The sequence below is a fragment of the Rhizobium sp. ERR 942 genome (assembly GCF_007828395.1).
Taxonomy (GTDB): Bacteria; Pseudomonadota; Alphaproteobacteria; order Rhizobiales; family Rhizobiaceae; genus Rhizobium; species Rhizobium dioscoreae.
The window spans coordinates 213,531-237,269 of the sequence record NZ_VIUA01000008.1; the positions used below are offsets into that span (position 1 = coordinate 213,531).

Annotated in this window: 24 protein-coding genes; 18 read left to right on the forward strand and 6 right to left on the reverse strand. The window is 59.5% G+C overall.

Annotated features, from left to right (window positions below):
• Positions 1-69: 69 nt before the first annotated feature.
• Both FBZ97_RS28665 and FBZ97_RS28670 read right to left on the reverse strand, forming a co-directional pair.
• Positions 70-654, reverse strand: coding sequence for a protein-tyrosine-phosphatase (locus FBZ97_RS28665; protein ID WP_145323557.1), 585 nt, complete (start codon positions 652-654; stop codon positions 70-72).
• Positions 655-779: 125 nt separating this feature from the next.
• Positions 780-1,547: a metallophosphoesterase gene (locus tag FBZ97_RS28670; RefSeq protein ID WP_145323555.1), complete on the reverse strand. Its 768-nt coding sequence runs from the start codon at positions 1,545-1,547 to the stop codon at positions 780-782.
• Positions 1,548-1,676: 129 nt separating this feature from the next.
• On the opposite strand from FBZ97_RS28670, the gene FBZ97_RS28675 reads away from it, so the two are divergent.
• The 14 genes from FBZ97_RS28675 to FBZ97_RS28740 all read left to right on the forward strand — a co-directional run bounded on the left by FBZ97_RS28675 (position 1,677) and on the right by FBZ97_RS28740 (position 14,839).
• Positions 1,677-2,378 (forward strand): winged helix-turn-helix domain-containing protein, encoded by a 702-nt coding sequence (locus FBZ97_RS28675; RefSeq protein WP_145323553.1) that lies wholly within the window; start codon positions 1,677-1,679, stop codon positions 2,376-2,378.
• A gap of 86 nt (positions 2,379-2,464) precedes the next feature.
• Entirely contained in the window at positions 2,465-3,160 is a 696-nt protein-coding gene (locus FBZ97_RS28680) for a GntR family transcriptional regulator (RefSeq protein WP_113396232.1), read from the forward strand.
• Positions 3,161-3,181: 21 nt separating this feature from the next.
• Positions 3,182-4,093, forward strand: coding sequence for an agmatinase (locus FBZ97_RS28685; protein WP_145323551.1), 912 nt, complete (start codon positions 3,182-3,184; stop codon positions 4,091-4,093).
• A 350-nt stretch (positions 4,094-4,443) separates the two neighbouring features.
• Complete coding sequence (locus FBZ97_RS28690) at positions 4,444-5,046, forward strand: amino acid synthesis family protein (protein WP_145323549.1); 603 nt, start codon at positions 4,444-4,446, stop codon at positions 5,044-5,046.
• A gap of 25 nt (positions 5,047-5,071) precedes the next feature.
• Positions 5,072-5,908 carry an alpha/beta hydrolase gene (locus tag FBZ97_RS28695; protein ID WP_186449564.1) on the forward strand — a complete coding sequence of 279 codons (837 nt, stop codon included), beginning with the start codon at positions 5,072-5,074 and terminating at the stop codon, positions 5,906-5,908.
• A complete protein-coding gene (locus tag FBZ97_RS28700; RefSeq protein WP_113396230.1) occupies positions 5,905-6,840 on the forward strand; it encodes a flavin reductase family protein in 936 nt (311 codons plus the stop codon). The genes FBZ97_RS28695 and FBZ97_RS28700 overlap by 4 nt, the downstream gene beginning before the upstream one ends.
• On the forward strand, positions 6,837-7,877 hold the full coding sequence (locus FBZ97_RS28705) for an LLM class flavin-dependent oxidoreductase (protein ID WP_113396229.1): 1,041 nt from the start codon (positions 6,837-6,839) through the stop codon (positions 7,875-7,877). The genes FBZ97_RS28700 and FBZ97_RS28705 overlap by 4 nt, the downstream gene beginning before the upstream one ends.
• A 5-nt stretch (positions 7,878-7,882) precedes the next feature.
• Complete coding sequence (locus FBZ97_RS28710; protein WP_145323545.1) at positions 7,883-9,346, forward strand: aldehyde dehydrogenase; 1,464 nt, start codon at positions 7,883-7,885, stop codon at positions 9,344-9,346.
• A 5-nt stretch (positions 9,347-9,351) separates the two neighbouring features.
• Complete coding sequence (locus FBZ97_RS28715) at positions 9,352-9,666, forward strand: NIPSNAP family protein (RefSeq protein WP_113396227.1); 315 nt, start codon at positions 9,352-9,354, stop codon at positions 9,664-9,666.
• A 53-nt stretch (positions 9,667-9,719) separates the two neighbouring features.
• On the forward strand, positions 9,720-10,730 hold the full coding sequence (locus FBZ97_RS28720; RefSeq protein ID WP_145323543.1) for an ABC transporter substrate-binding protein: 1,011 nt from the start codon (positions 9,720-9,722) through the stop codon (positions 10,728-10,730).
• Between the two features lie 114 nt (positions 10,731-10,844).
• Entirely contained in the window at positions 10,845-11,717 is an 873-nt protein-coding gene (locus FBZ97_RS28725; RefSeq protein WP_113420113.1) for an ABC transporter permease, read from the forward strand.
• Between the two features lies 1 nt (position 11,718).
• Positions 11,719-12,519: an ABC transporter permease gene (locus tag FBZ97_RS28730; RefSeq protein ID WP_145323541.1), complete on the forward strand. Its 801-nt coding sequence runs from the start codon at positions 11,719-11,721 to the stop codon at positions 12,517-12,519.
• Positions 12,516-13,595 (forward strand): ABC transporter ATP-binding protein, encoded by a 1,080-nt coding sequence (locus FBZ97_RS28735; protein ID WP_145323539.1) that lies wholly within the window; start codon positions 12,516-12,518, stop codon positions 13,593-13,595. The genes FBZ97_RS28730 and FBZ97_RS28735 overlap by 4 nt, the downstream gene beginning before the upstream one ends.
• A 230-nt stretch (positions 13,596-13,825) precedes the next feature.
• A complete protein-coding gene (locus tag FBZ97_RS28740; protein WP_145323537.1) occupies positions 13,826-14,839 on the forward strand; it encodes an aldo/keto reductase in 1,014 nt (337 codons plus the stop codon).
• A 197-nt stretch (positions 14,840-15,036) separates the two neighbouring features.
• On the opposite strand, the gene FBZ97_RS28745 is transcribed toward FBZ97_RS28740, so the two are convergent.
• Both FBZ97_RS28745 and FBZ97_RS28750 read right to left on the reverse strand, forming a co-directional pair.
• Positions 15,037-16,020 carry an NAD(P)H-quinone oxidoreductase gene (locus FBZ97_RS28745; protein WP_145323535.1) on the reverse strand — a complete coding sequence of 328 codons (984 nt, stop codon included), beginning with the start codon at positions 16,018-16,020 and terminating at the stop codon, positions 15,037-15,039.
• Positions 16,021-16,030: 10 nt separating this feature from the next.
• Positions 16,031-16,567, reverse strand: coding sequence for a hypothetical protein (locus FBZ97_RS28750; RefSeq protein WP_145323533.1), 537 nt, complete (start codon positions 16,565-16,567; stop codon positions 16,031-16,033).
• 125 nt (positions 16,568-16,692) lie between these two features.
• Between FBZ97_RS28750 and FBZ97_RS28755 the strand changes: the two genes are divergently transcribed.
• Positions 16,693-17,610: a LysR family transcriptional regulator gene (locus FBZ97_RS28755; protein WP_145323531.1), complete on the forward strand. Its 918-nt coding sequence runs from the start codon at positions 16,693-16,695 to the stop codon at positions 17,608-17,610.
• Between the two features lie 681 nt (positions 17,611-18,291).
• Here FBZ97_RS28755 and FBZ97_RS28765 read toward each other — a convergent pair.
• Both FBZ97_RS28765 and FBZ97_RS28770 read right to left on the reverse strand, forming a co-directional pair.
• The gene (locus tag FBZ97_RS28765; RefSeq protein ID WP_145323527.1) at positions 18,292-19,320 is read right to left on the reverse strand and encodes a cyclopropane-fatty-acyl-phospholipid synthase family protein; all 1,029 of its coding nucleotides are present in this window, start codon (positions 19,318-19,320) and stop codon (positions 18,292-18,294) included.
• Positions 19,321-19,323: 3 nt separating this feature from the next.
• Positions 19,324-20,124: a DUF1295 domain-containing protein gene (locus FBZ97_RS28770; protein ID WP_145323525.1), complete on the reverse strand. Its 801-nt coding sequence runs from the start codon at positions 20,122-20,124 to the stop codon at positions 19,324-19,326.
• A 169-nt stretch (positions 20,125-20,293) separates the two neighbouring features.
• Between FBZ97_RS28770 and FBZ97_RS28775 the strand changes: the two genes are divergently transcribed.
• Genes FBZ97_RS28775 through FBZ97_RS28785 form a run of 3 tightly spaced genes read left to right on the forward strand, consistent with a single transcriptional unit; the run spans position 20,294 to position 23,713 of the window.
• Positions 20,294-21,664, forward strand: a complete 1,371-nt coding sequence (locus tag FBZ97_RS28775; RefSeq protein ID WP_145323523.1) for an NAD(P)/FAD-dependent oxidoreductase — start codon at positions 20,294-20,296, stop codon at positions 21,662-21,664.
• Entirely contained in the window at positions 21,661-22,494 is an 834-nt protein-coding gene (locus tag FBZ97_RS28780) for a DUF1365 family protein (protein WP_145323521.1), read from the forward strand. Before FBZ97_RS28775 ends, FBZ97_RS28780 begins: the two co-directional genes overlap by 4 nt.
• Positions 22,481-23,713 carry a cyclopropane-fatty-acyl-phospholipid synthase family protein gene (locus tag FBZ97_RS28785; protein ID WP_145323519.1) on the forward strand — a complete coding sequence of 411 codons (1,233 nt, stop codon included), beginning with the start codon at positions 22,481-22,483 and terminating at the stop codon, positions 23,711-23,713. Before FBZ97_RS28780 ends, FBZ97_RS28785 begins: the two co-directional genes overlap by 14 nt.
• Positions 23,714-23,739: the final 26 nt, after the last annotated feature.

A 23,739-nucleotide genomic window follows, 5' to 3' on the forward strand; every position in this document is an offset into this window, starting at 1 on the left:
GGAGGCTAGTCAAGATGGGTAACGAGGCTATCGTGCCGGCTGTCGGTCTTCAGGCGGGGGAGGCGATCCTTACGCGGGGATCGCCATGTTGAGTTCTGCCTGACGTCCGAGATGCGTCATCCAGTCGACGAAATCGGGCCGGCTCTTGATCTGGCGACCGTAATGGCGGGCAAGCGCGGCCGTCAGATCGCCCTGTCGGCCGAGCTGTTCGTCGGCAAAGCCGATCATCTGGGAGTTCGGCCAGGCCTGCGGACGGATGGCGACCAGACGAGCAAACAGGCTCTCACCGGGCTCATCAGGGTTTGCTTGCGCCATCAAGGACAGCATGGCGGCGGTCGAGCGCGATACGCCCATGTGGCAATGCACCAGCAGATGACTCGAAGCCCCGGGATATTGTCGCGCCTGAAACTCGGAGCCGAATTTCAGGATGGCTTCGACATGCTCCGGCCGGGGCATGACCCGCCCCGGAGCCGCCGCGATGATATCGTGAAAACGAAGCGTCGTGCGATGATGCTCGGCATAGGAGTGGAAGACATCGAGCTCGGGATATTCCGGATCGAGGAGGGAAAGCACATGGGTGACGTTTCGCGCGCATTGATCGGGCAACTCCTCAATGCCACAAACCGTGAGTTCTGGAGAGAGAAGCACGCTCATTGTGATATCCTTCAAACCGGCTGGCGATTCCGCGGCGCTTCGATACGATATAGCGCCATCGCTCTGAAGTGAAAATGCTTTTCCCCCTGTTGCCACGAAGTGGCGCGGCGAGCCGTCCGCGCAGGCTAGGTCCTTGAAAACAAGACGACCTGCGTTTTGATCTCTTCTTCGTCCATCTCCAGGATACGATAGCCGAATATCCCCGTATCGGCCGTGAGACGTTCGGATTGCTTGACGATCTGATAGGAGACCGCTGGCGAGACATATTGCGTGATGTTTGCCTCCCGGGCTTCGTCGGTCATGTGGTAGTGACCGCAGAACAGGGATATCCGGCAATCCATGCCGATCAGAAGCGATCTGACCTCGTCCCGATCGCGCAGGGCTGCCCCGGTTCGATCTATCGGCGTGTCGAGCGGCAGGATCGGATGATGCAGGAAGATCGCGGCCTGCCTCACACCTTCGAGTTCGCGGGCGAGCCACCGGCGCTGGCCGTCGCCGACGACGTTGTCGGACGTATCGAGGAAAATCCGTTTCAGATGCGGATCTTGCTGCGAGTAGCAAAGTTTCCCAGCCACGGTAGCGCCGCTCATGTCGTGGTACGGCGCGACATCGCCGTAGGTATCGTGATTGCCGAGAATGAGCGACACATCGAAGGCATGGGCGCGCAGATGCTCGAAAAAGCCGCCGACCGAGCACGCGGTGCCGATATCGCCGCCGAAGACGATCTTGGAAATGCCCCGGCGGGTGATATCGCTGAGGACCAGGCGCAGATGCTGCTCGTGCTGTCGCGGTGTATTCTCATAGCCCATTTTGTCGCCGGCGATTTCGGTCTTGGTGACCAGCTTCTGGCCGAGATGGGTGTCGGTGAAAAAGGCGAGGATGGTCTTTGTCATGGGTCGGTTCCGCGGCAATTGCTTGAGCGGTCAGTCTAGGACGGCGATCTGCCCCAATGTTTCGACATGGGTCGAAGCATGCGAACTATTTCGATGTTATGATGCAGCCTGATGTGGAGAGGCCTAGACATGACGACCCAGCCGAACATAGCAGCCGTTGCCTTTCTGATTGCCGATCCCGCGCGGGCCGCCATATTGTCGGCGCTCCTCGATGGCCGGGCGCGGCCAGCCGGCGAGCTCGCCCATGCGGCCGGCGTGACGGCACAGACAGCCAGTTCGCATCTCGGTAAATTATTGGCCGGCGAGCTGCTGGCCGTAGAAGCCGCGGGGCGGCATCGATATTACCGTCTCGCCGGTTCCCATGTCGCGCTGGCGCTCGAGACCCTCGCCTCCATCGGTCCGGCGCAATCCGTGCGAAGAAAGCCGTTGACCCGGGATGCGCGGAAGCTTCGGTTCGCGCGTTGCTGCTATGATCATCTGGCCGGCCGCGTTGGGATCGCCCTAACCCATGGATTGGTGGAGCAGGGGTTCCTTGTCGCGGCCGAAAAGAAGCGGTTCGAACTCACGCCTGATGGTGCGAAGTGGTTCGACCGCATGGGCATGAACACGGCCAGCATCAGACCCACGCGCCATGGGCTTGCCCGGCAATGCCTCGATTGGACGGAGAGAGAACATCATCTTGCTGGACCGCTTGGCGTTCATTTGACCGAGTTCCTCTTGGCGAAGGGTTGCATACGGCGGGCGCCTTCGTCCCGGGCCGTTGACGTCACGCCGAAAGGTTGGAAGGTGTTGAAGGAGCATTTCGGCATTGACGAGCAAGCCTTGCTCTGACGGGCGCTCTCCCGCATTGACTTCATTTCGACAATGGATGATTTTGGTACGCCATATTATGGTATCCGAAGATCGAGGGTCTGGAAATGAATGACGATGCGCATGGCGCCGCGATTCGCGTGGAGCGTCCGACGAAGACGTTGCGGGAGCTCGCCCTCGACAAGGTGCGAGAGGCGATCATCAGCGGCTATTTCCGCCCGGGCGACCGCCTGGTCGAACGCGATCTTTGCGCTCAGCTCGGCGTCAGCCGCACGATCGTGCGCGAGGTGCTGCGCCATCTCGAATCCGAAGGCCTCGTCGCCAACCTTCCGAACAAGGGGCCGATCGTCGCGCAGCTCAATCATGACGAAGCCAAGCAGATCTACGAGATCCGCGCCGCGCTCGAAGGGATGGCGGCACGGCTTTGCGCCGAGCAGAACAACCCCGCGATCGCGGATGCACTGGACAAGTCGCTCGAGGACATAAGGCATAGCTACCGCGAGAAGGACATGGCCGGTGTGCTCGCCCACACATCGTCGTTCTATCAGACGCTGTTCAGCATGGTCGACCGCCATGTGGCCTGGGGCGTCGTCAACCTTCTGACCGTGCGCATCAATCACCTGCGCTCCATGACGATCAAGACGCAAGATCGCGATGTTCAAGGACCCGCGCAGATGGCGCGTATCGTCGATGCTATCAGGCGCGGCGACGGCGACGGCGCCTATCAGGCGGCGATGGATCATGTCGCCAGCGCAAGCGCCATCGCCCAGGCCGTGCTTTCCGGGCGGCAGCTGATCGATTGATTTCCCAAGAAGGCCATGAAGATGCCGGCTTCCTCTTCCTTTCTCGGCTTCCCGGACCGCCTCGATGACGGTGGTCCGCCGCGTGTGGTGATCTTCGGGGCGGGTCACGGCAGTACCTATCCCGGCAGGGACAGCAGCGGGCATGCCTTGTCGGCGGAAGCTATCCGGGACGCCAGCCAGGATGACGCCGGCTTGGTCGATCACTGGGATTTCGATCTCGGTGGCCCGTTGTTTGCTGGTAAGCCCGCTTGCTGCGTCGACGTCGGAAACGTCGAGACTGTCATGCACGACAATGCCGGCAACCGCGATCGGATCGAGGCAAGGACGCGCGGCGTGCTTGCATTGCCGGCTATTCCGGTCCTGCTTGGCGGCGATTGTTCCGTCACGATCCCGTTCATCGCCGGCTTTGCGGATGAGGGGCCGGTCTGGATCTTGCAGATCGATGCCCATATCGACTGGCGCGACACGCTGCATGGCGAGCGCTACGGCTATTCAAGCCCGATGCGGCGGGTAAGCGAGATGCCGCATGTCGCCGGAATGGTGCAGGTCGGCCTGCGTGGCGTCGGCAGTGCCCGCCCTTCGGATATCGAGACAGCGCAACGCTATGGCAGCCGCTTTGTCACGGCCCGCCAGATCCATGCCCAAGGGGTCGAGGCCGCTCTCCGGCACATTCCGGAGGGTGCTCGGGTCGTTGTCACCTTGGATTGCGACAGCATCGATCCCGGCATCATGCCGGGCGTGGCGGCTCGCACGCCCGGCGGCCTCACCTATACGCAGATCATCGACCTGATCGCCGGCCTCGGCCGGCGGGCTGACATCGCGGGTTTTGATCTGGTGGAGCTCTATCCTCCCGCCGATATCGACGGCCTTTCGGCCCTGACCGCCGCGCGCATTGTCGTCAATGTGATCGGCGCCATCATCCGCCAGGGCTAACGGCCGCGAAAATCTCGCCATATGAGGAGCCGGCTTGCGCCACGTCGGATGATGCGAGAAGCCGTCACGCCCCATCAAATTGTCGTTTGCCTCCCGGAGCGGGTTGACACTGGCACGCCTTCGGTGTGACGGTATACCATAATAACGAATACGGAAGCGGAACATCGACGGCTTAAGATCCGCGGCGACAAGCATCGCTTTCGCGGGCACCTTTCTCTGCCCCTCCATAAGCTACTGATATAGCTGATTACTTCTGACAACGGCAGGTTTTTTAGTCCGGTCGCTCGAAGCTGCTTGACAGTTCAGTATTATGGCATACCATCATATGTAATCCTAGACGAGAGCGAGCCATGAGCCTTCAGATCCGAAAAACCGTCCTGCAGATCGAAACGACGCTTGTTGAAGGGGGTAGGGCAGCGGCCACGCCGTTGAAACTCTTCTCGGCATGCGCGATCGTCAAAAACCCTTGGGCTGGTCGCGGCTTCGTCGCGGATCTGAAGCCCGAGATTCATGCCGCGGCACCCCTTCTCGGCGAACTGCTCACCAAGATGATTATCGATGCGGTTGGATCGGGCGAGGCCGTCGAGGCTTATGGCAAATCCGCCGTCGTCGGTCTCGATGGCGAGATCGAGCATGCATCCGCGCTGATCCACACCCTTCGCTTCGGCAATTATTATCGCCATGCGGTCGGCGCCAAATCCTATCTCGCCTTCTGCAACACGCGCGGACCGGCCAATGCGCCGATCATGATCCCGCTCATGGACAAGAATGATGAAGGTCGCCGCTCGCATTATCTGACAATCCAGACGTCGATACCCGATGCACCGGCCGCCGACGAAATCGTCATCGCGCTTGGTGCCTCGATCGGTGGTCGGCCGCATCATCGCATCGGCGATCGCTATCAGGACCTTAAGGATCTGGGACAGGACGTCTCCAATCCTGCCGGCGTTTAAGAGATCGGGCGTCTGGATGCCGGCGATGGAAACGATGGATCAGAACAAGGCCGATCTTCTGAATGTGGGAGGCTTGCCTCGCAAGCACACGGCGCGCGGCACAGCCTATCATGAAGTCGGCAAAGGCGAGCCGCTGGTGCTGATCCATGGTGTCGGCATGCGGCTTGAAGCCTGGATGCCACAGATCGAGGCTTTTTCCAGAAGCCATCGCGTCATCGCCGTCGATATGCCGGGTCATGGGGAAAGCGTTGGTTTGCCTCCGGGCAGCAAGCTGGAGGTCTTTGTCGCCTGGTTCGGCGGCTTTCTCGATGAGATGGCGTTCAGTGAGGTCAATGTCGCCGGCCATTCGATGGGCGCGCTCGTTGCCGGAGGGGCTGCCGCCACCTTCGGTGAGCGGATCAAGAGGGTCGCCTATCTCAATGGCGTCTATCGGCGCGATCCCGAGGCCAAGGCGGCCGTGCTGGCACGCGCAGCCGCGATACCGATTTCAGGTGTCGACAAGGAGGGCCCGCTGCAGCGTTGGTTCGGCGATGATGCTCGAAGTGAAGTCGCGCGGGAACTCACGCGGAACTGGTTGAGCCTTGTCGATCCGAAAGCCTATGCCACGGCCTATGCGGCTTTCGCCGGTGGCGATGAGACCTATGCCGATCGCTGGCCCGATGTCGGGGCACCGGCCTTGTTCCTGACGGGATCCGACGATCCGAACTCGACGCCACGGATGGCGGAGGAGATGGCGACGGCGGCACCCAAAGGCTGGGCACGGATCGTCGAAGGGCACCGCCATATGGTGAACCTGACCGCGCCAGTTATCGTCAATGAGCTGCTTGCCGAGTGGCTTTCATGCGGGGAGGACGCAAGATGACGGCACAAGATTTCGATCCACGGGCGCTGCGCGACGCCTTCGGCGCGTTTCCGACGGGCGTGACGGTCGTGACCGCGCGCGATCAGGCTGGTCTGCCGATCGGCTTTACGGCGAATTCCTTCACGTCGGTATCGCTTGAACCGCCGCTTCTTCTTGTTTGCCTCGCCAAGACCTCGCGCAATTTCGCGGCCATGACGAGCGCGAAGCACTTTGCCATCAATGTGCTCTCGGAGACGCAGAAGGCCGTCTCAAACACCTTCGCTCGACCCGTTGAAGACCGGTTTGCCGCCGTCGAGTGGACTTCCGGGGCAGATGGTTGTCCGATCCTCGCCGATGTCGCCGCCTGGTTCGAATGTGCCATGAGCGAAGTGATCGAAGCAGGCGATCACGTTGTCCTGATGGGACGTATCGTCTCGTTCGACAATAGCGGCCGCAATGGGCTGGGCTATGCCCGTGGCGGCTATTTCACCCCGATCCTGGCGAGCAAGGCGGTCTCCGCTGCGGCGGAGGGCAATATCGAGCTGGGTGCCGTTCTCGAGCGCGACGGCGAGATCCTGCTGCTCGGGGACGATGTTCTGGCTCTTCCCAATTGCGAGGGCAGGGAGGGCAGCCCCGCCGATATTCTCGGTCAGTATTTACGGACGCTGACCGGCCTTACCGTGACCGTCGGCTTTCTCTATTCCGTCTATGAAGGCAGGAGCGATGGCAAGCATCACATCGTCTATCGGGCCTTTGCTTCACAAGGTGAGCCGCGCGAGGGCCGGTTCCTCAAGCCGGATGCGCTCAAGACCGCGCATTTCAAGACCAGCTCCACGGCCGATATCGTCTCCCGCTTCGCGCTGGAAAGCCAGATCGGCAATTTCGGGGTCTATTTTGGCGACGAGACCTCCGGCATGGTGCGACCGGTTTCCGGAAAGGCGGTGCGGGCATGAAATTCTCTCTCTTCGTTCACATGGAGCGCCTCGACGCGAACCAGACGCATAAGAGCCTCTATGAGGAGTTCGTCGCGCTGTGCGAGATCGCCGACAAGGGCGGCATGCACGCGATCTGGACGGGCGAGCATCATGGGATGGATTTCACCATCGCGCCCAATCCCTTTGTGACCATCGCTGATCTGGCGCGGCGCACATCGCGGGTAAGGCTTGGCACCGGAACGGTAATCGCGCCCTTCTGGCATCCGATCAAGCTTGCCGGCGAGGCCGCCATGGCCGACATCATCTGCGACGGCAGGCTCGATATCGGCATTGCCCGCGGCGCCTATTCCTTTGAATATGAGCGATTGTTGCCGGGTCTCGACGCCTGGGGCGCTGGTCAGCGCATGCGCGAGCTGATCCCGGCTGTCAAAGGCATCTGGCAGGGGGATTACGCCCATGAGGGCGAGTTCTTCAAATTCCCGCCGACCACCTCCGCGCCAAAGCCGCTGCAGCAGCCCAATCCGCCGATCTGGGTTGCCGCGCGCGACCCGAATTCGCATGAATTCGCCGTCGCTAATGGCTGTAATGTCCAGGTGACGCCGCTCTGGCAAGGTGACGATGAAGTCGAGGCGCTGATGGGGCGGTTCAATGACGCCTGCGCCAAGAACCCGGACATCGAGCGACCGAAGATCATGCTCCTGCGTCATACCTATGTCGGCTCGTCCGAGGATGACATCGCGCAGGCCGCCCATGAGCTCAGCGTCTATTACAACTACTTCTTCGCCTGGTTCAAGAACGAGAAGCCGATCCATCAGGGCCTGATCGAGCGCATCCCGGAAGAAGACATTCGCGCCAATCCCATGCTGTCGGATGCGGTCATGCGCAGCAATAACGTCGTCGGCGATGCCCAAACCGTGATTGCCCGACTGAAGGCCTATCAGGCGATGGGCTACGACGAATATTCCTTCTGGATCGACACCGGCATGTCGTTCGAGCGCAAGAAGGCATCGCTCGAACGCTTCATCGCCGAGGTCATGCCGGCATTTGCGGAGTGAACACCATGCAGCGCTTCCAGTATTACATCGGCGGCGAATTTCTGGATGGGGAAGCCCGCTTCCAGAGCATCGATCCCGCGACTGGCGACGTCTGGGCAGAAATGCCGGAAGCGCGGGAGGCTGATGTCGACCGCGCCGTCGATGCCGCCGAAAAGGCGCTTTACGAAGGCCCCTGGGCAAAGTTGACGGCGACGCAGCGTGGCAAGCTTCTCTACAGGCTCGCAGATCTCGTCGCGGCCAATGCGCGGAAACTTGCCGAACTGGAGACGCTCGACACCGGCAAGATCATCCGCGAGACCTCGGCGCAGATCGCCTATGTCGCCGACTATTATCGCTACTATGCCGGCATCGCCGACAAGATCGAGGGCTCCTACCTGCCGATCGACAAACCGGACATGGATGTCTGGCTGCGCCGCGAGCCAGTCGGCGTCGTAGCCATGGTCGTGCCCTGGAATAGTCAGCTTTTTCTCTCGGCGGTGAAGATCGGACCGGCACTCGCCGCCGGCTGCACCATGGTCGTCAAGGCGTCCGAAGATGGTCCGGCGCCGTTACTGGAATTCGCGCGCCTGGTTCATGAAGCCGGCTTTCCGGCCGGCGTCGTCAACATCATCACCGGTTTCGGCCCTTCTTGCGGCGCGGTACTCGGGCGGCACCCCAAGGTCGCGCATATCGCCTTTACCGGCGGACCGGAGACGGCACGCCATGTCGTCCGCAATTCGGCCGAGAACCTTGCTTCGACCTCCTTGGAACTGGGCGGCAAATCACCCTTCATCGTCTTTGCCGATGCCGATCTCGAGAGCGCCGCGAATGCGCAAGTCGCCGGCATTTTCGCGGCAACTGGTCAAAGCTGCGTTGCCGGCTCGCGGCTGATCGTCGAGGCCAGCGTCAAGGATGCCTTTCTGTCGATCCTCAAGCGCAAGGCCGAGGCGATCCGCATCGGTTCACCGCTCGACATGGCGACCGAGGTCGGCCCGCTAGCTACGAAGCGCCAGCAGGACCATGTGGCCGCTCTCCTCGAGAAATCCATTGCGAGCGGCGCTCGGCTGATCACCGGTGGCCAAAAGCCAGACGGCGTGGGTTATTACTTCCCGCCGACGATCCTCGATTGCGATGGCGTCAACTCGCCGTCATTGGCCGAGGAATTCTTCGGGCCGGTTCTGTCGGTTGTCTCGTTCGAGAGCGAGGCAGAAGCCTTGAGGCTTGCAAACGATACCCGCTATGGCCTGGCATCCGGTGTCTTCACCCAGAATCTCACACGCGCCCATCGCCTGATGAAGGGCATCCGCGCCGGCGTCGTCTGGGTCAATACCTATCGCGCGGTATCGCCTATCGCGCCCTTCGGCGGCTTCGGCCTTTCCGGCCATGGCAGGGAAGGCGGGCTTGCGGCGGCGCTCGATTATACGCGCACCAAGACGATCTGGCTGCGCACATCGGACGATCCAATTCCCGATCCCTTCGTCATGAGATGAGACCGATGTTTTACGAGATCCGCACCTACCGGCTGAAGAACGGCACGACCCCGCAATATCTGAAGGTGGTGGAAGAGGAAGGGATTGCCATCCAAAAGGCCCATCTCGGCGATCTGGTCGGCTACTTCTACTCGGAAATCGGTGTCATCAACGAGATCGTGCACATCTGGGCCTATGCAAGCCTCGACGATCGCGAGGCCCGGCGCGGGCGGCTGGCCGCCGACCCCAAATGGCAGGCCTTCCTGCCGAAGATCCGCGACCTGATCGAACAAGCGGAAAACAAGATCATGAAGCCCGCCGGTTTCTCCCCATTGGGATGATCGGCGGGTGCGTAAGGCATGCCTCTAAAAACCGAAAACAAGGACAAGGGAACATGAAAGCAGGAATTGCACTCGCGGCCTTTGCCGCCATGATGGCCGCATCCATGCCCGCCAAGGCCGACACCATGGTCTTCACGAGCTGGGGAGGAACGACGCAGGATGCGCAGAAGGTCGCCTGGGCCAACCAGTTCACGGCAAAGACCGGTATCGGCGTCATGCAGGACGGCCCAACGGATTACGGCAAGTTGAAAGCAATGGTCGAAGCCGGCCAGGTGAGCTGGGACGTCGTCGACGTCGAGGGTGATTATGCCGCGCAGGCCGGCAAGGCGGGTCTGCTCGAAAAGCTCGACTTTTCCGTCATCGACAAGTCCAAGCTCGATCCGCGCTTCGTCAGCGACTATTCCGTCGGTAGCTTCTATTATTCCTTTGTTATCGGCTGCAACGCCGATGCGGTCAGCGTCTGCCCGAAGACCTGGGCTGATCTCTTCGACACGAAGAAATTCCCCGGCAAGCGCACCTTCTACAAATGGTCCGCGCCCGGCGTCATCGAAGCGGCGCTCTTGGCCGATGGCGTTCCCGCCGACAAGCTCTATCCGCTCGATCTCGATCGCGCCTTCAAGAAGCTCGATACGATCAAATCCGATATTGTCTGGTGGTCGAGCGGCGCGCAATCGCAGCAGCTGCTGGCCTCGGCCGAAGCGCCTTTCGGCAGTCTCTGGAATGGCCGCATGACCGCGCTTGCCAACAGCGGCGTCAAGACGGAGACCTCCTGGAGCCAGAACATCACGGCAGCGGATGCCCTTGTCATCCCCAAGGGTGCGCCGAACCTCGAAACGGCGATGAAATTCATCGCGCTCGCGACCTCGGCACAGTCGCAGGCCGATCTGGCGAAGGCCACCGGATATGCGCCGACCAACCTCGGCTCGGCGAAACTGATGGACCCTGAAATAGCCAAGACCTTGCCGGACCAGCAGACCGCCAGTCAGGTCAATGCCGACATGAATTACTGGGCCGCGAACAGGGATGCGATCGGCAAGAAGTGGTACGCCTGGCAGGCTCAGTAAGCGGCGGAGATGACCAGACCACCGCGGACAAATCTCCGCGGTGGGGCAATGCGAGGTCCAGGCCTGTGCGTAGCGATCGCTGCTCAACAGCGCCCATGGTGGGAAAGGATTGCCATGTCGACATACGTAGACGTCGCGGACGCGGCCGCACCGGCGCGCAAGACGGCAGGGTCGACCGGATTCGCGCAGGTCGCGCCGGCCCTCGCCTTCGTCGCGATCTTTTTCGTCTTTCCGGTCATCGCGTTGCTTCTGCGCAGCGTGATGGAGCCGGCTTTCGGCTTCGGCAATTACGCCGAATTGCTGGGCTCAGAAACCTATCTAAAGATCTTCGCCAACACGTTCATCGTGTCGGGCGTCGTCACCGTCCTATCGCTGCTGATCGGCTTTCCCGTGGCATGGACGCTGGCGATCATGCCGTCGCGCTGGTCCTCGGTCGTCTTTGCGATCCTGCTGCTGTCGATGTGGACGAACCTGCTCGCGCGCACCTATGCCTGGATGGTGCTTTTGCAGCGTACGGGATTGATCAACAAGATGCTGATCGGCATGGGCCTGATCGACAAGCCGCTTGCCCTCGTCAATAACCTGACCGGTGTGACGATCGGCATGACTTATATCATGCTGCCCTTCATCATCTTGCCGCTCTACGGCGTCATCAAGAAGATCGATCCGGCCGTGCTGCAGGCGGCGGCGCTGTGCGGTGCCAGCCGTCTGCAGTGCCTCACTCGCATTCTGATACCGCTTGCCGCTCCCGGCATGATGGCAGGAGCCCTGATGGTGTTCGTCATGTCGCTCGGCTACTACGTCACGCCGTCGCTGCTTGGCGGCACCGCGAACATGATGCTCGCCGAACTCATCGCCCAGTTCGTGCAATCGCTCGTCAATTGGGGCATGGGCGGCGCGGCCGCCTTCGTCCTGCTGGTCGTCACCCTGACGCTCTATGCCGTCCAGCTGCGGCTCTTCGGCGTTCAAAGCACGGGGGGACGCTGAGATGTTGCTGAATTTCGATCGTCTCGGCTGGTGGAAATATGTGCTGCTTGCCATCACCGTCCTGACCGCGGCCTTTCTTCTTCTGCCGATCCTGTTCATCGCCGCCTTGTCGTTCGGCTCATCGCAATGGCTGATCTTTCCGCCGCCGAGCTGGACCTGGCGCTGGTACGCGGAACTGCTTTCCGATCCGCAATGGCTGGCTTCCGCCTGGACGAGCTTCAAGATCGCTTCGATCGTCACGGTGCTTTCGGTGCTGCTCGGTCTTGTGACCTCCTTCGGCCTGGTGCGCGGGAAGTTCATGTTTCGCGATGCGCTGAAGGCACTGTTCCTGACGCCGATGATACTCCCAGTCGTCGTGTTCGCCGTCGCTCTCTACGCCTTCTTCCTGCGAATTGGGCTGGGCGGCACCTTAGTCGGCTTCGTGTTGTCCCATCTGGTCCTGGCGCTACCCTTTTCCATCCTGTCGATCGCTGGGGCGCTCGAAGGCTTTGATAAGTCGATCGAGGATGCCGCCGTGCTTTGCGGCGCATCTCCGCTCGAGGCGAAGATCAGGGTCACGCTGCCCGCCATCAGCCACGGATTGTTCTCGGCTGCCGTCTTCTCGTTCCTGACGTCCTGGGATGAGGTGGTCGTTGCGATCTTCATGGCGAGCCCGACGTTGCAGACGCTGCCCGTCAAAGTCTGGGCGACGCTCCGGCAGGACCTGACGCCGGTCGTCGCTGCTGCCTCCACACTTCTCATCCTTCTGACGGTCATGTTGATGACGCTGGCCGCGATCGTGCGCAAGGTTCTAAGAAAATGAGCGAATCCTTCCTGAAGATCAAAGGCATCCGCAAGGAATACGGTCCCGTCGTCGCGGTCCACGACGTCAATCTCGAGGTCAAGCGCGGCGAGTTCCTGACCTTTCTCGGCCCCTCCGGCTCCGGCAAGAGCACGACGCTTTATATCCTAGCCGGTTTCGAGAACCCCACCAAGGGCGATATCCTGCTGAACGGCGAGACGCTGCTGTCGACACCATCGCACAAGCGCAATATCGGCATGGTGTTCCAGCGCTATACGCTATTTCCGCATTTGACCGTCGGAGAGAATATCGCCTTTCCGTTGAAGGTGCGCCGCAAGCCCAAAGCGGAGGTTGACAGCCGTGTCAGGGAAATGCTCCGCCTTGTCCGGCTGGAAGGCTTCGAGGATCGCAAGCCCGCGCAAATGTCCGGCGGCCAGCAGCAGCGCGTCGCTCTTGCGAGGGCACTCGCTTATGACCCGCCGGTGCTTTTGATGGACGAGCCGTTGTCGGCTCTCGACAAGAAATTGCGCGAAGAAATCCAGCACGAGATCAAAAGGATCCACGAGCAAACCGAGGTAACGATCCTCTATGTGACCCACGACCAAGAAGAGGCCCTGCGGTTGTCCGATCGCATCGCCGTCTTCTCCAAAGGCATCATCGATCAGATAGGAACCGGCCCGGAACTCTACGCCAATCCACGCACTCGTTTTGTCGCCGAGTTCATCGGCGACAGCGACTTCATTTCCTGTCATCTGCTTTCATCGGACAATGGCCAGGCGACGATCTCACTCGGCGACAAGATCATCTTCGACAGCATCCCGGTTCACGGCCGGCCGGCGTCGGGGAGCAAAGCGGCGTTGATGTTGCGGCCGGAACGCATCCGGCTCGGCCGCGAGGCAGGTGTGAGCAAGGGCCTCAGCGCGACCGTGAACGATATCACTTTCCTCGGCAACAACGTGCATGTGACGACACGGATCGCCGCCGGCGAAACCTTGTCCGTGCGCCTGCCCTTCGGCCACGAAGCCATCTCGGGTCTTAGCCGCGGCGACAACGTGTATCTGGAGTTCGATCCCGACGCCGCGCATGTCTTCTGTTAGCGCTGACCGGAGGCTGGCGTTGTCGAAGCGCGATGAAGACAATGGCAGCGAGGACGGCAGTGCTATTTACGCCAGAGTGCGTTCTATACCATGTAGAGCTTCCCGGATTTGTATTGCGCAGCCGCCAGCCGTTTTTCATCGATGAAAAATACCCTGCAGATTTGGTTGTTTATCGCCCTGGCATCTCTCCCTATTTCTGCCTGCAACGATAGATGATCGTGGAGGACGACATGCTGACCAAACCCGATGGCACGACCACAATGACGCTCTGGAATGGCCGGGAAATTCCACGCCTGGGCATGGGATGTTGGGCGATCGGCGGACCGTTTTATGCTGGCGATGTGCCGCTCGGCTGGGGTGACGTCGATGATGATGAATCGGTCCGTGCCATCGACCGGGCGGTGGATCTCGGCATTCGCTTCTTCGACACCGCCTCGAATTACGGGGCTGGTCATTCCGAAGAGGTGGTCGGCAGGGCGATCGGCAATCGGGACGATATCACCATCGCCACCAAATTCGGCTTCGCGACGGACGAGAAGACCAAGCAAGCCACGGGCGCCTTTTCCGATCCTGCCTTTATCCGGCAGTCCGCTGAGACGTCATTGCGTCGCCTGCGCCGTGATCGTCTGGATCTGCTGCAGTTCCATCTTAACGATTTTCCGCTCGAAGCTTCTGACGAGGTATTTGAGACACTTGAAGCGCTCAAGGCCGAAGGCAAGATCGATGCTTTCGGCTGGAGTACGGATCATCCGGACCGCGCCGCACGTCACGTGCATCGCTCAGGGTTCGTTTCGGTTCAGCATACGATGAACGTCTTCGAGCCGGTCCCGGCGATGATCGATGTCATCGAGCGTAATGGTCTGATTTCCATCAATCGCGGTCCGCTCGCCATGGGGCTGCTCAGCGGTAAGTTCACGCCTGACAAGGGAGTCGGAGAAAAAGATGTGCGTGGTGCGAGCCTCGACTGGATGGTCTACTTCAAGGACGGCAGGATTGCTCCCGAATTCGCCGCGCGCCTGGAAGCGGTCCGCAATCTGCTGACCGAGGGCGGCCGCACGCTCACACAGGGTGCGCTTGCCTGGTTGTGGGCGCGTTCGCCGCGCACGCTGCCAATTCCCGGCTTCCGCACGGTTGCTCAAGTCGAGGAAAACGCCGGAGCCCTGGCCAAGGGACCGCTGCCGGCAGATGTGATGGCGGCGGTCGATCAGGCGCTGGCGGGTCTCCAGTTGTCGCTCCACCAATGACAGGGCATGACGGGTTAGATCTCTTTGCCGTCGTGTCGCGGCTGCAATAACCCGACGGCAGTGCGTCCTCAATTGGAATTTCATTTTGGCCGCAGGCAATCGTAACCGCGAAGGTAATCTCGTGGGTTTCGTGGCTGGTGATCTGGTTGGAGGGGTCGTGTGTTCGATTCCCATCAAGAGCTCACCCCTTTCCTTGTTCATCCTGCCTCAAGAACCATCTTCCCAAACCCACCACCCGCCTCCATACGGCGATGGGCATCTGCGGCTCTATCAAGTGGAAAGACTTCGCCGACGAGTGGCCGAAGCCGTCCATCACCGAACATCGGAAGCGCGTTGTCCGCAAAATGCCGAACCATGGCGCGCTTTTCCTCGATGGCGCGGGACTTCATAACAGTCCCGATCACCTTCAGGTGCTTGTAGAGCACCATATCGAGCGGAATGATAGCGTTGTCGTCCCGTCCCAGCAGCCCGACCTGCACCAAACGCCCGCCTTCAGCAAGGCTGCGGATATTGCGTGCCAAATAGCTTCCGCCAACGAAGTCGATGATTAGATCGGCGCCGCAGGATCCAGTCGCATCGATGATCTCCGCCTCGAAATCCTGCCGGCGGTAATCCCACACAGCCTCGGCACCAAGGGAACGAACCTTATCGATATTGTTTGCGGAGGCAGTTGCGAACACTCTGGCTCCCATCGCCACCGCAAGCTGGACCACAGCGGATCCGATCCCACCGGCGGCGGCATGGACCAGCACGCTTTCTTCTGGCCGTATCTGGCCGAGATGGCACAGAGCTTCGTAGGCGGTAACGAAGCTTTCCATGACCGCCGCCGCTTCTACATAGGACATACCGGCTGGTATGTGGACAGACAGGCCACTGTCTGCTCTGGCGACTTCCGCATAGGCTCCACCGCCGACGATCGACATGACACGGTCGCCGACGGAAAACTCCGAGACGGCCTCGCCGACAGCGATGACCTCCCCGGCGACCTCGAGGCCGAGGATAGGACTGTCTCCAAAGGCGCGCGAGCCATAATGACCTTCGCGCTGAAGGAGGTCAGCCCGATTGACGCCAGACGCCATGACCTTCACGAGGATGTCGCTCGGCCGGAGCTCAGGATAAGGAACCTCTGCGAGCCGGAGCACATCCGGCCCACCAAAGTCGTCGAAGATGATCACTTTCATTGGTCCATCCTTACCTGGCGAGAGCACGCCGTGCGATACTTGCGGCAAAGAGCGGCGTCTCGCGTCGATTGTGATCGCCACCGGCCGCCTGCCGGGCGGCGGCTGCGTCCTCGTAAGTGACGCCGTGCTCTTCCAAAAAGGTCATGAAAGCATCCGTCGGATGCGCCGTCACACGATTGGTGTAGCGCGTCCGGTCTTCGTCGATCTTCTCGGCGATCAGTTCCCAGACCACGTTGACCTGCGTGCGGCCGTTCGCCGTGAACACATCCGAGATGGAGTTCATGCGGCAATAGGCAGCCTCGGCAACCTCGGCGACATAGTGCTGGACGACCAGTCCGGAGCCGATCTGTTCGACGTTGATCGACATGCGACGCCCATCATCCGTCCACGTGATACCGGCTGCGATATGATCCGGCGCGCAGCAGCGCAGATATTCGGCTTCCGGCAGCGTGAAGAGCCAATCTGCGATGTCGACCTTTTCGAAGGGGACATCGATGTCGGCCGAATATGCCGACCGCGAGAGAATTGTTTCGAGAACCTTGACCACGTTGTACTTCCTTCTGTTGAGTGACGGGCTAGACAAGCGCCCTGTTGACGAGAAGGAATGTGCTCCGGATGTTCTTTGATGATAACGATCTCAATGCTCGAAACCGTTTTGCGCTGTAGGCAAAGATGAGAGATCCACGTTTTGCCGAACATCTGGCCGTCTACGTCGAGGTTGTCCGCTCCGGGAGCTTTTCAGCTGCGTCCCGTCGGCGCGCGGTAACCCCTTCGGCGATCGTTCGCCAGATCGATGCGCTCGAGCAGGATCTTGGCGTTCGACTGCTGGTTCGTTCCACCCGGGCCCTTTCCATGACCGATGCGGGCCGGCATCTCTATGACCGTGCCCAGCGTCTGCTCGATGACCTGGCCGACACCCATGCCGAAGTTGCCGCGTTCGACGGTGCTGTCGGTGGCACCCTGCGGATTGCCTGTTTCCCGACGTTCGGCAAACGATACGTCATTCCGATCCTGGGTCCGTTGATGTCCGAATATCCAGCTCTCGGGGTGGAACTCGATCTGACGGAGCGCCTCGCGGATCCCGTGGCCGAAAGACTCGATCTGGTCATCCGCATGGGGGAGCTTCAAGATAGCTCGCTGATCGCCACAAAGATCGCGCCTCTGACGCGGGTCTTGGCCGCAAGCCCGGTCTATCTCGAGCGCATGGGGATGCCACAGTCATCAGACGACCTGAAAAGGCACAGACTGCTCGACAAGTTTCACGGCAATGATCTGCTGGGCTGGTCGGATCTCCTGGGCAGCCCGGCCAGCGATAAGGTGTGCGACCGCGTCGCCTTCCGCTCGGACGACTTCGAGGCATTGAACAGTGCGGCGATCGCTGGAATGGGGATCGCCCTGCTTCCGGCCTGGGTGTCAGGACCGTCAATCAAGGCAGGCGAACTGATCCGCATTCCGCTGGACGACGAGGCATGGAACGGCAAGCCTCCGGGCATCCACCTCCTGCGCGCGCTCCATGAGCCATCGGCGAAGGTTCGAGTGTTCACGGACAGGCTCAAGGCCTTTATCGGATCGCCGCCCATCTGGTCATGACGCTGTTTGCAAACCAAGCCCGTCAAAAGTTCGCAGTTTCAAACGCGCGTCGAACTCGCTTTTTCTGTTGCACTGAAAGTTCGCATCCCTTCAAGAGCTTCGAATATTGCGATTGTTGAAGAATTCTATATCGCTACGCCTAAGCCCAGCTCGTTTAGAAAGACGTGCTTTCGGGCGATGTCCCGGCATAACGTATGCCGATAAACGTCATCAGACTGGCGACTGCGAAAACATTGATACTCAACAGGGTAGCGATTTGATTGCTAGTCCACGGAAAGACGGGCTCTTCAAGCCTCCACCAGCATATCGCGAAACAGATGAAGATGAAGCAGGCGACACCCCGCTGCCACCATTTCTCATCGGATTGGAACGAGACCAGTGTCAGCGCCATGCAGGGTGCAAGGAATAGGAGCGTAGCAGACGCTCTTCCGAAAAGGACGGATTCGCATACTGTGTCGACCGTGCCGATCATTGGCAACGCCAACCGGGCATTGAACGGAGATCTTCTGGCCATCAAAGGGATCGCCATAAATAAGGGGACCGCCGCAAGCGTTATGGCTGAAGTTCCGACGCCATCGCCAACCAGCCACCAGACATAAAATGGGTAGAACGGTTTATTGCCTATGATGAGCCAGGCAATGGTAACCGTTGCCCCAGTCCTTGGATCCAGCTCCGGCTGCCTCATCCCTTTGGCCTCAAAAGATAGTGGCCTACCCCCCAGACATGACCGTTGTCATGGCCGAATAGGCCAGCGGTGGCCAGGAAAAAGAGCCGCCAGCGGCGCTGCCAGAGCGCGTGGTCCCGACCATAGACTTTAGCGAGGATCGGCTGGATTCGATCGATCTCGCGATCGAAGTTGGCGAGCCAGTCGAGCGCCGTCCGGCGATAATGCGTCCCGGACCAGCGCCATTCCAATTCGACTGAAAACAGGTCGGCAAAGCGATGCGGCAGATCATGTGCCGGCATGATGCCGCCGGTGAAGAAATGACGCGCGATCCAGTCGGCCGGATTTTGGTGATCGAAGCGGTAGGAGCGGTCCTTGTGGGTAAAGACATGGAGGAAAAGCTTGCCATGCGGATTGAGCCATGCGCGGACACGCTCCAGCAAGGTGCGCCAGTTGGACATATGCTCGAACATCTCGACCGAGATCACGCGATCGAAGCGCTCATTGGTCGTAAAGTCGTTCATATCTGCGGTGATGACGGCAAGGTTGCCAAGGCCGTGCTTTTGCGCCATGGCGAGAATGTATTCGCGCTGCGAGGCGGAGTTTGACACCGATGTAATTCGCGAATTGGGAAATTGCTGTGCAAGATAGAGGGACAGTGAACCCCAACCGCAACCCAGTTCCAGGATACTGTTTCCATCCTTGATTTCTGTATGCTCTACAGTTTCGGCAAGTGCATAGATCTCGGCTTCCGCCAGCGTTGTATGGGGGTTCGGATAAAGGCAGCAGGAGTATTTTCGCTGAGGTCCCAGGGTGAGGCTGAAGAACTCGGCCGGTATTTCATAATGCTGTCGGTTGGCCTCATCGGTATGCGTCGCCACCGGAAAATTTCCCATTGCCGCGACAAACAAATTTTCCGTGTCTTGCGAAGTCGTCGATAGGCGGTGTTTCGTGCGTGCACAGAGAAAATCTATTCCAGCCAGCGTCATGCTGTCCGTAAGCGGTGTGCGCTCTGCGGCGTTGATCGCAAATGCCAGCATATTCATAGACTATTCTCCTTGGGAAACGAATTCGGTTTTGCGGGGGCCTGGAAAGAAGGCGTTCACGCGCTGCCGTAGAGCGCTAAATTTATCGCCGCGCGAGCGCAGCATATGCTCTTCCAACGGGGGAATTCCGGATACATGCACCAACAGCCAATACATCAACGCCGGTGCGAGCAGCGATAGAAAACTCGTAGGCGAGCTTGTGACGGCGAATAGTGGAAGGCAACACCAGAACAGCCACTCGAAAAAATAGTTGGGATGGCGGGAATAACGCCACAACCCCGTCTCGCACACCTCACTCCTGGCTTCCGGCCTTCGACGAAATCGGGCGAGCTGTGCGTCCGAAATTGTCTCGCCGGCGAGAGCCGTGGCGGCAAGTAACACGGCAAGCCAATCCGTTACTGCCGGATAGGCCTTGTCATTCATCGCCGCGAGATAGATTGCGAATACGAGGACGAAAGCCGCAAGCGCCTGAACCTGCAGAAAGATAAAGAGCCGTGAGCCGGCACTGGCGCCCCAGTCCTTCATCAGTTTGGCATAGCGCGGATCTTCTCCGCCGCCTTTGGTGCGAACTCCAATATGCCAGGCGAGCCGCAGCGCCCAGGCTGCCACGATGAGTATCACCATCATCCGGCGCGAGAACGGACCGTCTGCGCAGCAAGCAGTGAAGATGCCGCCCAAGCCCACAGCCGCAGACCAAATGGTGTCGATCCACCCACTCATGCCGGTTGTCCGCTGCACGATCCAGGCGCCGGCCATCGCCAGCGATATGCCGACAACCACGAGAGCTAAAAGAAACCAATCCATCCGTTCGCTCGCATTGATGCGCTCTTGTGTCTCTATGCATTATTTACGGACGGTCGGTTGAACCGGTTTCGTGCTACTCGAAAAAATCTCTCTTTGTGCGAAACCAGCAGCCGCCGCCCTCCGTATCTGTCTTGAAAGCCAAGAGCTTATTGCGGGAGACGAGGGTTTTATGGGTCACTACGATCGAAAAGGCGGCCGCCGCCTGAGCATTGCGGTCATAGGCAGCGGTATTTCGGGACTTTCGGCTGCTTGGCTCCTCTCGAAGCGGCACGATGTGACCGTCTTCGAGGCCAGCGATCGCGTCGGTGGCCACAGTAACACGGTTAACTTCCAAAGCACCTCAGGGCCTGTCTCTGTTGATACCGGCTTCATCGTCTACAACGAGGTTACATATCCCAATCTGACGGCTTTGTTCCGCGCGCTCAGCGTGCCGACGGCTGCCTCCAACATGTCCTTTGCCGTTTCGATCGACGACGGTGCCTATGAATATTCCGGCGGCACCGGGCTTGGTCTCTTCGCGCAGAAATCGAATATCGTCAGCCCGCGTTTCTGGTCGATGATGCGCGATCTGGTGCGCTTCTACCGTAATGCTCCGCGGGACTTGCCCGACATGGACGGCATTTCGCTTGATGAGTATCTCTGCCGCAACGGCTACGGCTGCGCCTTCCGCGACGACCATCTCTACCCGATGGCGGCTGCGACCTGGTCGACCCCGGCTATGGAGATCGGCGCTTATCCAGCGGCAAGTTTTGTCCGCTTCTGTAACAATCATGGCTTGCTCAATCTATGGGGCCGCCCTGTATGGCGCACTGTAAGGGGTGGTAGCCGCGAATATGTTGCCCGCATGACCAACAGCTTTTTCGACCGCATCCGGTTGTCGACGCCAGTAAAGTCGATAAGGCGCGGATCACAGCGCGTAGAGCTTGAGGACGGCACCGGCGGCCATCAACTCTTCGACGATGTGGTGATAGCCACCCATGCTGACCAGGCGCTTCGAATGCTTGTGGACGCAAGCACCGAGGAAAGACGTATTTTGGGTGCTTTCCGCTATTCGCGGAACGAGGCGGTCCTGCATGGCGATGTGGCGTTGATGCCAAAACGGCGGGCCGCCTGGTCGAGTTGGAACTATGTGGCCGATACGCGAGATGGGCCAATTCAGCCCTCCATTACCTATTGGATGAACAAGCTGCAGCCGTTAGGAGCGGCACCGCCGACCTTCGTCACGCTTAATCCGCGACGGGCGCCGAAGGAGGAAACGGTCATCTGCCGTGAGACATATCAACATCCCGTTTTCGATCTCCTGACCGATCGCGCACAGAAGGAAATCTGGTCGCTTCAAGGTGTCCGCAATACCTGGTTCTGCGGCGCGCATTTCGGCGCGGGTTTTCACGAGGACGGCATTCAGGCGGGCCTTGCGGTTGCCGAGGATCTTGGCGGCTTGCGGCGACCCTGGCAGGTGCCGCAGGAAAGTTCCCGGATCGTGCGCAAGCCGATTGATCGCTTCGCCGAGCTGTCGTTGGACGTGGAGGTTACCGCATGAGCGCGGACCTTCAATCTGCACTCTTTTCCGGCCTGGTCACGCATGCTCGTGTAAGGCCGAAGCAGCACAAGCTGATCTACAGGATCTATTCTCTGCTGCTCGATCTTGATGAGCTTGACCAGATCGATCGGCGTCTCCGCCTTCTTTCCATAGATTGTTTCAACATTTTTTCTTTCTATAGCAAGGATAGGGGCGATCGGTCAGGGGACGATCTGAAGAAGCAGGTCGAGAGGAGTATGCGTCGCGTTGGGGTTGAGCCGGATGGCGGTCCGGTGCGGTTGCTGACGATGCCGCGACTGTTCGGTTGGGCTTTCAATCCGCTCAGTGTGTTCTTCTGTTACTCGAAGGATGCGTCGCTCAAAGCCATCCTCTGGGAAGTGGACAATACGTTCGGTGAGCGCCATGGGTATATGATCCCGGTGGAGGCGAACGACGGATCGCAAATTATTCAGCGATGCGACAAGGCCTTCTACGTCTCGCCCTTTATGGACATGGATTTGCGGTATGAGTTCCGCGTGTCGCCCCCAACCAACGTTCTTTCCATCCGAATCGAGACTTTCGATCGCGATGGGCCGATACTCACAGCCAGGCATGTCGCCCGTCGCAGCGAGCTTACGGACGGCGCATTGCTAAAGGCATTTTTTGCCATCCCTTTTCTCACACTTCGTGTTGTCGGAGGCATTCATTGGGAAGCGTTCAAGATCTGGCTGAAAGGTATCGGTTTGCGCATACGCCCCCTTCCTCCCGAAAGTCCTGTTTCGTTTGTTAGTCCATCTCCCGCTGACGGGAAAACACGCAATTCCAAGGTTGAAGTTCATGAGCCATTTTGACGAATTCTCCGGCGCTTCGATGCGTGCGTCCCATAGGACTGAGAGGTTTGGTCTTGTCGGCCGCCTTCTTATGAGCTTGTTGCGCGACGTTCGCTACGGCCACGTGAGGATTTCGTTGCCATCAGGGCAGATCGTTGAAAAGTACGGCGCTGAACCAGGGCCGGAGGCTATCATCAACATGCGGCGTTGGCGCCTGTTGCCTCGCCTGATGCTTGCGGGAGATATCGGCTTTGCGGAGAGCTACATCAATGAGGACTGGACGACTCCCGATTTGACCGCAGTCATCCGCTTCGCGGCCAAAAACATCGAAGCATTAGCGCCGGCTATCGAAGGCAGCACCACGATGCGGTTCTTCAATAGGGCAAAACATCTTCTCAACGCCAATACGAAGCATGGCAGCCGTCGCAATATCGAGGCACATTACGACCTCGGCAACGATTTCTACAGCCAATGGCTCGACCCCACGATGCTGTATTCGTCGGGAATTTTTGACGATTCAACATTCACTCTCGAAGCCGCCCAGCAAAAAAAACTTGAGCAAGTTCTCAAAAATCTTGCCCTCGATCCTAGCCAGAGTGTGTTGGAAATCGGCTGCGGCTGGGGTGCTCTTTCCGTATTCATGGCGGCCCGTGCCAACGCCAAGGTGACCGGTATCACTTTGTCACCCTCACAGCTTACCTGGGCGAGGCAGGCGGCCGCGAATGCCGGCGTGACAGAGCTGGTGGACCTGCGCCTGGAAGATTACCGTGATCTTAAAGGTCAGTTCGATCGGATCGCTTCGATCGAAATGTTCGAGGCAGTCGGCGAAGCCTATTGGCTGGAATACTTCGCAACGTTGAAACGTTGTTTGAGACCAGGTGGCAAGGCTGTGCTGCAGGTGATCTCAATTGATGAAAAGCGTTTTGATGCCTATCGGCGCGGCTCCGATTTCATCCAGAAGCATGTTTTCCCCGGTGGCTTTCTGCCCTCCGATCCCGCATTGGAGGAAGCTGTTGCAAAGGCGGGCTTCAAGCTCGCGGCAAGAGAGCATTTTGGCCAATCCTACGCACGGACGCTTCTTGAGTGGCGCACCCGTTTTCATGCGCGCTGGCCTGCCATTGCGGCCCTAGGCTTTGACGAGCGATTCCGGCGCCTTTGGCACTACTACCTTTGTTATTGCGAAGCCGGCTTTGAGGAGGGGAGCATCGACGTCGGACTTTATACACTTGAGCACGCATGAAGGTCGGCGGTTAAAAGGAGATCCAG